Source organism: Cupriavidus sp. UME77, assembly GCF_014170355.1.
Taxonomy (GTDB): Bacteria; Pseudomonadota; Gammaproteobacteria; order Burkholderiales; family Burkholderiaceae; genus Cupriavidus; species Cupriavidus basilensis.
In genome coordinates this window covers 22,163-28,322 of the sequence record NZ_LZZU01000016.1, presented here as the reverse complement: position 1 = coordinate 28,322, position 6,160 = coordinate 22,163, and the positions used below count along the sequence as shown (strand labels likewise).

Annotated in this window: 8 protein-coding genes; 2 read left to right on the top strand and 6 right to left on the bottom strand. The window is 65.5% G+C overall.

Going from position 1 to position 6,160, the window contains the following annotated elements:
* The 4 genes from A9975_RS07000 to A9975_RS06985 all read right to left on the bottom strand — a co-directional run.
* A partial coding sequence (locus A9975_RS07000; protein ID WP_183031972.1) for a transposase occupies positions 1 to 180 on the bottom strand: 180 nt, incomplete at its 3' end.
* Between the two features lie 65 nt (positions 181 to 245).
* Positions 246 to 893 (bottom strand): hypothetical protein, encoded by a 648-nt coding sequence (locus tag A9975_RS06995; protein WP_183032001.1) that lies wholly within the window; start codon positions 891 to 893, stop codon positions 246 to 248.
* A gap of 245 nt (positions 894 to 1,138) precedes the next feature.
* Complete coding sequence (locus A9975_RS06990; protein WP_183032000.1) at positions 1,139 to 1,435, bottom strand: hypothetical protein; 297 nt, start codon at positions 1,433 to 1,435, stop codon at positions 1,139 to 1,141.
* A 313-nt stretch (positions 1,436 to 1,748) separates the two neighbouring features.
* Positions 1,749 to 1,991, bottom strand: a complete 243-nt coding sequence (locus A9975_RS06985; RefSeq protein ID WP_150990685.1) for a hypothetical protein — start codon at positions 1,989 to 1,991, stop codon at positions 1,749 to 1,751.
* Positions 1,992 to 2,279: 288 nt separating this feature from the next.
* Here A9975_RS06985 and A9975_RS06980 point away from each other — a divergent pair, with 288 nt between their 5' ends.
* Positions 2,280 to 2,957 carry a LysE family translocator gene (locus tag A9975_RS06980; protein ID WP_183031999.1) on the top strand — a complete coding sequence of 226 codons (678 nt, stop codon included), beginning with the start codon at positions 2,280 to 2,282 and terminating at the stop codon, positions 2,955 to 2,957.
* A 71-nt stretch (positions 2,958 to 3,028) separates the two neighbouring features.
* The gene (locus A9975_RS06975) at positions 3,029 to 3,832 is read left to right on the top strand and encodes a BPL-N domain-containing protein (protein WP_183031998.1); all 804 of its coding nucleotides are present in this window, start codon (positions 3,029 to 3,031) and stop codon (positions 3,830 to 3,832) included.
* A gap of 25 nt (positions 3,833 to 3,857) precedes the next feature.
* On the opposite strand, the gene A9975_RS06970 is transcribed toward A9975_RS06975, so the two are convergent.
* On the bottom strand, positions 3,858 to 4,772 hold the full coding sequence (locus A9975_RS06970) for a glutaminase (RefSeq protein ID WP_183031997.1): 915 nt from the start codon (positions 4,770 to 4,772) through the stop codon (positions 3,858 to 3,860).
* A gap of 84 nt (positions 4,773 to 4,856) precedes the next feature.
* Positions 4,857 to 6,014: an MFS transporter gene (locus tag A9975_RS06965; protein ID WP_183031996.1), complete on the bottom strand. Its 1,158-nt coding sequence runs from the start codon at positions 6,012 to 6,014 to the stop codon at positions 4,857 to 4,859.
* Between the last annotated feature and the right edge of the window lie 146 nt (positions 6,015 to 6,160).

Sequence of the window (6,160 nt, the reverse complement as noted above, 5' to 3'; positions counted from 1 at the left end):
AGGCTTGGCACCGGCCCCATTGAGCTTGCCCGCCTCGGCGGCCTTGCGCCAGTTGCGCAGTGTCTGATCAGACACGCCCAATTCCGCAGCCAGCTCTCCTGTCGTCTTCCCGGCACGCAGTTGCCTGACCGCCTGTTCCTTGAACTCCGCAGTGAATTCCTGTTTCGGTATCTTTCGCATTTCGCTTCCTTCCAACTAGTTGAGGTTATACCTCACCTCTTGGAAGGCGAAATTTCGGGGGAAGCTCACGCCAGCAAACCTGACAACCAAACTGACGACCAAACTGACGACCAAACTGACGACCAAACTGACAACGAGCCTGACAACACCACGGCGCCAGAGGCTGGCTCGGGCGGCGCTTGCCCGGTTCCGGGCAACGTAGGCGGGGCCTGAACGTCGGCGGCCGCCGGCAATGTCGGCTCGCTCGGCTTCGCGCTCTCTGGCACGGCAGCGAGCTGAGCCGGAGGTGCCGGCTCCTGCTTTGGCGGGACAGGGGCCGCAACGGTCGTGCTCGGCGCAACGGCGGGCCGAGCCGGCTTCATGCGGGCGGCGTCCCGCCACCGCCACCATTCATGGAACAGGCTATCAAGACAGCGCACGGAGCCGCAGGCATCGCGCTTGCTGCGCCACGCGCGGACGTCGGCATCGTTGGTGACGCCGCTGTGCAGCAGCCTCTGCTGTTCGGCATAGATGCGCTCGTAGCGCGTCGAAAGCTCCGCGTTATCGCAGACCAGGTGCCTGTTGCGCGGGCGCCCGTCGGTTTCCAGCGCACATCGCATCCCGTTGCCTTGCGGATCTTCGCAGCGGACCGATCCCGCGCCGGATGCTGACTTACAGTCGATGTCGGATGCCTGCGCCCCATGGAAGACAAACAGGCCCAAGACAACGAGCACGGCCAGGTGTCCTATGACCCTGTTCATCACGGCTCCTCATCCAAGCGGCCACCTCGGCCTTGAGATTCAACATAGTCGATGGCCGCATGGGGCTGCAAGCGCGGGATTGGCGGCGCGATTGGCAGCGCGTGTTGTAGTGCACTTTGTCTGGCGCCGCCAAGCTGCGATGCGCGCGAAGTACCGTATCGATGTCATGCGCCGCGCTGCCATCTTGCCCCTCCTGTGGCTAGACGGCCGGCCAGCCATCATCCATCGCCGCCCTCCCCCTCACCCTCATCGTCCTGGGCGGCCAGCTCGCTCAGCACCAGCGTTTCATGCGCGAGCACGGCCGCCAGCGAAAGCAGATGGCTCTGCGTCTCTTCGGTGATGTTGCACAAGGAGCCGCCGGCGGCGTTCTCGACAGCCACCGAAAGCAGCGCGTTGAGTTGCGCGGCTTTTTCGGCGGCGAGGCTTAGCGGGCTTTCGGAAGGGGCGTGAGCCGTGAGGAAGGTGTCACGCCCGGCGCGCTGGGCGGTGATGTTGTAGTGCGGGTACCTATGCATCGGGCGCCCTCCGTTGGGAGGCGCGCAGGCGCTGGCAGAGGATAGAGGGCTTGGAAGGTGCGATTTGCCCGGGACGAGCAAGCGAAGACTGGGGCATGGGTATGCCTCCTTTTTCACGCGGATTGATGGTGGATTGGTCACCTTTTTCCGCGGGCTGCTAAACCCGGTCGCTGTGGTTGCAACGACCTGCGCAGTATAACGGCACAAAGTACGCTCCAAACCACCCGCTACAAAAAGTCACACTGCTACACCATCAGCCGGTAAAAAGCACCAAATCGACGTTGACCAACCCTTTCCGGGCTTCAACCGCACCCTAGGCCAGCCGTTTCGCCAGCTCTGCACCGTGGGCAAAACCCGCCGTCTCCGCCGCGTCTGCCGTGGGGAACAGGTCCGTTACCTTGGACGATTCCAGCAAAGTCCCGGCGGCCCGGATGTTCGTGCCCGGGCGGCAGACCCGCACCGTGTACTCCCAGACCGTAGGCGTTCTCGGCCGCACCTGCACTTGTACTTCATGGGTCTCGAAAACCCGCTTCTTCCACGCGTATTCTTTAATCATGGCTGTCTCCGCTTTTTATGGGAGAACCGCAACTTAGCCGGGCGAACGCTAGTCGTTCAAGCGCGTATCGCAAGCGTCATGGCGGTTGCGGGCTACCGTTGCGTTCTAACCATCATCGTATCAAATCGCGCAATGCCTGCTCATCTCGTGCAATCCCGGCTTGCATTTTTGCCAATTGCGCAACACATGGCGCGCCCGCGCCGGGCATGACAGGCACTGGACAATCTGCCGGCGGGCAATCATTCTATGGGTCCCGCCCGCCCACGCGTGCGCCAGCCAGATTGCACCATGACGCTCCCTACCCTGCTGCTCTTCCTCTTTGCCTCGGCCGTGACCATTGCCACCCCCGGCCCGACCGTGCTGCTGGCCCTGAACAACGGCTCCAGGCATGGCGTACGCAAGGCGTGCTGGGGCATGGCCGGGGCGCTCGCGGCCGACGTCATCCTGGTCGTCACCGTGGCCGCAGGGCTTGGCGCCGTGATCGCCGCGTCCGAGGTTGCCTTCGAGGCGATCAAGTGGTTTGGCGCGGCCTACCTGGCGTATGTGGGGTGGAAGATGCTGGGCTCGAGCAAGGCGCCGCAGACGGTACCGGAGACAACACCGGTGCCGACACCGGATACGCCTTCGGATTCCGCTGCCGCCCGGACGCCGGCTGCGGCGCGGGGCCGCGTCCTGTTCTCACGCAGTTTCCTGGTGGCGCTGACCAATCCCAAGGCGCTGCTGTTTATCTCGGCCTTCCTGCCCCAGTTCATCGATACGAGCGCGGCGCTGCTGCCGCAGTACGCCATCCTGACGCTGGCCCAATGCCTGTTGAACCTGGCCGTCATGCTGCTGTACGCGGCGTTGGGCGCGCGCATCGTGCACGCCTTTCGTGGCGACGGCATGCGCTGGCTGAACCGGCTGTCGGGCGGCACGCTGATTGCGCTGGCAGGCGGGCTGGCGTTTTACCGCCGCGCACAAACCTGAGGCACGCAGCACCGCTGCCGCACTATCGCGCCCAATCGGGCAAAAAAAGGGCAAAAAAGGGCCAAACCATCATGCCGAAGCCCCAGATCCTGACCTATATCGACGCCGGCACCTCCGACGGGACCTCGCGCCTGATGCGGATGATCGGGCAGCAGTTGCTCCCCGGTGCGTACGAGATCCGGGCGGTCATGGCCGACGACATCCGGCAAGACGAGACGCTCTTCGATGATGCCGTGATGTTTGTCATGCCGGGCGGCGCGGACCTGCCCTATTGCGCAGCCCTGAACGGCGCGCCCAACGCGCGCATCCGGCGCTTTGTCGAAGAAGGCGGCGCCTACCTGGGCATCTGCGCGGGCGCGTACTACGCCTGCAGGGAACTCGCGTTCCATGCCGGCACCCAAGGCGCTATCTGCGGCCCGCGCGAACTGAGCTTCGTGGATGCCGTCGCGGTTGGCTGCTTGCCCGAACTCACCCGGGGCGTCGCTTATGACGCAACGCCGCGCAGCACCGCGGCGGCAGAAATACGCACGACCCATAGCCTGACCCATGCCCCGATCACGCTGTATGCGCACTACCACGGCGGCTGCCGCTTCGACTTCGGCGATGCAACAAACCACGCGGCGCAGATCCTGGCCGTGTACACGGGCCTGGAAGGCACCCCGCCCGCCATCGTCAGCGCCCCCGTGGGCAAGGGCTGCGCCATCCTCACAGGCATCCACCTGGAAATCTCGGACCGCGAGTGCAAGGACGCCCTGCGCGGACACAGCGACATGACGGCGCACCTGCACGTTTGCCGCAAGCTGGCGCAAACGGGAGAGGCCCGGCTGACGGTGTTTCGCCACTTGCTGGCGCATGCCGGGTTGATGCTGGGCTGACTGGCGTCTCAACTCAGAAAACTATTCAGAAAATCGAATGCCCGCTCAACGTGGTCAGCCACTCCAGCGCCTGCACCCCGGCCAGCGAATTGCCGCTGTGGTCCAGCCCCGGTGACCAGACGCACACGGCCCACCTGTCGGGCAGCACTGCCACAATGCCGCCGCCCACGCCGCTCTTGGCCGGCAAACCCACCCGATAGACAAAATCCCCCGCAGCGTCATAAGTGCCGCAGGTCAGCATCAGCGCCGACAGCCGCTTGGTGGGGCTGGCGTCCAGCACGCGCTCGCCGCTCCACGGCACCACCCCGCCATGCGCCAGGAACAGCGCCGCGCGCGCCAGGTCCTCGCAGCTCATGGTGATGGCGCATTGGCGGCAATAGGCGTCGATGACTTTGTCCACCGGCATCTCGAGGCGGCCAAAGTCCTTCATGAAATACGCCATGGCGCGATTACGGTCCGCATGCTCGCGCTCGGACTGCGCCACGCGCGGGTCGTAGTCGATCGCCGGGTTGCCGCTGAGCCGGCGCAGGAACTGCACCATCGCGGTCTCCGCCTGGACAAAACGGCTGCACAGCACGTCGGTCACCACCAGCGCGCCAGCGTTGATAAACGGATTGCGCGGCTTGCCTTGCTCGTACTCCAGTTGCACCAGCGAGTTGAAGGCGTTGCCGGAAGGCTCGCGCCCAACCCGCTGCCACAGGTCCTCGCCCAGCAGCTGGAACGCCAGCGTGCAGGCAAACAGCTTGGAGATGCTCTGGATGGAGAACGGCACCGCTGCGTCGCCCACGCAATGGCTGCGGCCATCGGCAAACACCAGCGCCATGCCGAAATGCGTGGCGGGTACCTTGCCGAGCTCGGGGATGTAGTCAGCTACGCGCCCCTGGGTGAGCAAGGGCGCGATGTCGCGGTGGATGCGTTGGAGGATGTGTGCGTAGTCCATGCCGGGCCCGAAGAAACGTTGCTGGCAACATCCTACAGCCCGACGGGCCCCGCCGGAACTCCGCGCGCCATGGCGCGGCTAGTATTAAGCCGCCACCGCGCCACCCCGGTCCAGCGACGCCGACACCCCCACCGCCAGCAGCGCCAGCGCGGCCACTGCCGCACCCAGCCACGGCAGCTGGGTCAGCGGCAGGCCGGCGCTGATCATCAGCCCGCCCAGCCACGCGCCGGTGGCATTGCCCAGGTTGAACGCGCCCTGGTTCAGCGTGGACGCCAGATTGGGCGCGCCCTTGGCCTTGTCCAGCACGCGCACCTGCGTGGCGGGCACCACGGCAAAGCTGACCATGCCCCACACAAACAGCGTGAACAGCGTCGGCACCGGAAAATGGCTGGTCCACGAGAACACCAGCTGCACCACCGCCACCGCGGCCAGCAGGCTGGCCAGCGCGGGCATCAGCTTCCAGTCGGCCAGCTTGCCGCCGGCCAGGCCGCCCACCGTGATGCCAGCCCCGAACAACAGCAGCACCATGCTCTCCTGCTGCGCGGTGAAGCCCGTGACGTCACGCAGGATGTAGGCGATGTAGGTGAACACAGTGAACATGCTGACCGATGCCAGCGTGCTGATCAGCAGCGCCAGTTGCACCTGCGCCGCGCCGACGGAGCGGAACTCGCGCAGGATGCTGCCGGCCTGCATCGGGATGGCCTTGGGCAACCAGGCCACCAACGCAGCCGCGGCGGCCACGCCGATCACGGTAACGGCCCAGAACGTGGAGCGCCAGCCCAGCACATGCCCAAAGGCGGTGCCAAACGGCACGCCGAGCACGTTGGCCACCGTCAGCCCGGTAAACATCAATGCCACCGCCTGCGCGCGCTTCTCGCGCGGGACCAGCTCCGCGGCCACCACCGCGCCAATGCCGAAGAACGCCGCGTGGCAAAACGCCGTGACCACGCGCGCGGCCATCAGCAATGCATAGTTGGGCGCCAGCGCGCACAGCGCATTGCCGAGGATAAACAAGCCCATCAGCCCCACCAGCGCGGTTTTGCGCGGCCACTTGTTGGTCAGGATGGCCAGGATGGGCGCGCCCACGGCCACGCCGATGGCATAGCCCGAGACCAGCATGCCGGCGGCCGGCGCGGAAACGCCAAGATCGGCGGCCACATCGGGCAACAGCCCCATGATGACGAATTCGGTGGTGCCAATGCCAAAGGCCGCGGCAGCCAGCGCGAGAAGCGGTAATCGCATGATGTTGTTATTGAAAAACGAGAGAGAGATCGGTGAAGCTTGCGCCTGCGGTGCGCACAATCGGCGCAGAGGGACACCGCGCACGCCGTGGCGGGAAGAACGGCTAGCCACGTGCGGATGAATGGCGCATGACAGCGCGCCGGCAC

Bases quoted from the DNA above. Each gene is read 5' to 3' on its own strand.
- A9975_RS06990 (WP_183032000.1), bottom strand. From the start codon at position 1,435: ATGCATAGGTACCCGCACTACAACATCACCGCCCAGCGCGCCGGGCGT.
- A9975_RS06985 (WP_150990685.1), bottom strand. From the start codon at position 1,991: ATGATTAAAGAATACGCGTGGAAGAAGCGGGTTTTCGAGACCCATGAA.
- A9975_RS06980 (WP_183031999.1), top strand. From the start codon at position 2,280: ATGACGCTCCCTACCCTGCTGCTCTTCCTCTTTGCCTCGGCCGTGACC.
- A9975_RS06975 (WP_183031998.1), top strand. From the start codon at position 3,029: ATGCCGAAGCCCCAGATCCTGACCTATATCGACGCCGGCACCTCCGAC.
- A9975_RS06970 (WP_183031997.1), bottom strand. From the start codon at position 4,772: ATGGACTACGCACACATCCTCCAACGCATCCACCGCGACATCGCGCCC.
- A9975_RS06965 (WP_183031996.1), bottom strand. From the start codon at position 6,014: ATGCGATTACCGCTTCTCGCGCTGGCTGCCGCGGCCTTTGGCATTGGC.